Below are 1159 nucleotides of genomic sequence, written 5' to 3'. Positions count from 1 at the left end.
GACACAAAAACAAGCAATCAGGAATCATCCATCAGAGACACAATTAATGGAAGTTCCAGCCCGTTTGAAGAGTCAGTGTTAGGTGACAGCTCCACCTCAGTAAGGGACACAAAAACAAGCAATCAGGAATCATCCATCAGAGACACAATTAATGGAAGTTCCAGCCCGTTTGAAGAGTCAGTGTTAGGTGACAGCGCCACCTCAGTAAGGGACACAAAAACAAGCAATCAGGAATCATCCATCAAAGACACAATTAATGGAAGTTCCAGCCCATTTGAAGACAAAAAATTAAGCGCCAACGTCAGTGCAATCAGGGAAATAAGTTCAACAAAAGACATCAAGCATGCAGAGCTAATATCAAAACAGGGACGCCCATGTAAAACAAATAAGTACAGATATAGCGATCTCTCTGGAAATTCTAAAAAAATAATAGATGAAATTGCAAGTTTATGCCTGATTATAGGGGGATTAATAACTCCCTATATTGAAAAAGATATCCTATCAAAAAACACTGGCGTAAAAATGGGAGCCATTAAAACAACTGTTCGCCGTTTAAAGGAAAAGGGGGTGATTATTGAATATGGGGCCTCTAAAGGGAGAAATTCCGCATGGAAATTTGTATTAACTTCAGAGATTATGGAGCAGTACCTTCTTGATCGAAGAAGGGCAGTTAATGCCAGAGAACCACAATAAGCTAATTGAGTCAAGATTGCTCTTTATAATTTAGCAAAAAATCTTGGCCGGTATTCGTTATCCTGCTCCATCACAAGAGAGTATTTTTTTCGGTACCCTGCCTCAGAGCGCAGAGCGCACTGAGCTAAACAATTAATTTGACATCAATGGTTGCTAGGAATGCTCTTTTGACTATAATGCATTTTGACCATCCTTGTTAGACTATAACTAACCCTGAGACATAACACAAAAATTATAAAAATTAGATGGTTAGCATGTAAGACATTTGCAAGGCATTGAGAAAATGTACGGTTTCCAAAAGAAGATACTTGAGTAGCCACCATTTAACCAATGGCAAAAATAGCTTATTTTAAAATTTAATTTCGTGCCTATGCAGGCAGGCTTAATAAAATCCATATGAAAAAAGATCTTTTCACCGTATATCAGAAAGCAACCACATTTTTTCCATGGAATATTGAAAAATATA

1 protein-coding gene is annotated in these 1159 nt (G+C 37.5%); it reads left to right on the top strand.

Going from position 1 to position 1159, the window contains the following annotated elements; genetic code table 11:
• A partial coding sequence (locus Lfee_RS12585) for a hypothetical protein (RefSeq protein WP_193786958.1) occupies nucleotides 1-693 on the top strand: 693 nt, incomplete at its 5' end.
• Nucleotides 694-1159 lie beyond the last annotated feature (466 nt).

The sequence above is a fragment of the Legionella feeleii genome (assembly GCF_001467625.1).
Taxonomy (GTDB): domain Bacteria; phylum Pseudomonadota; class Gammaproteobacteria; order Legionellales; family Legionellaceae; genus Tatlockia; species Tatlockia feeleii.
The sequence above is the reverse complement of the archived record's forward strand: the minus strand, read 5'-3'. Positions and strand labels throughout refer to the sequence as shown.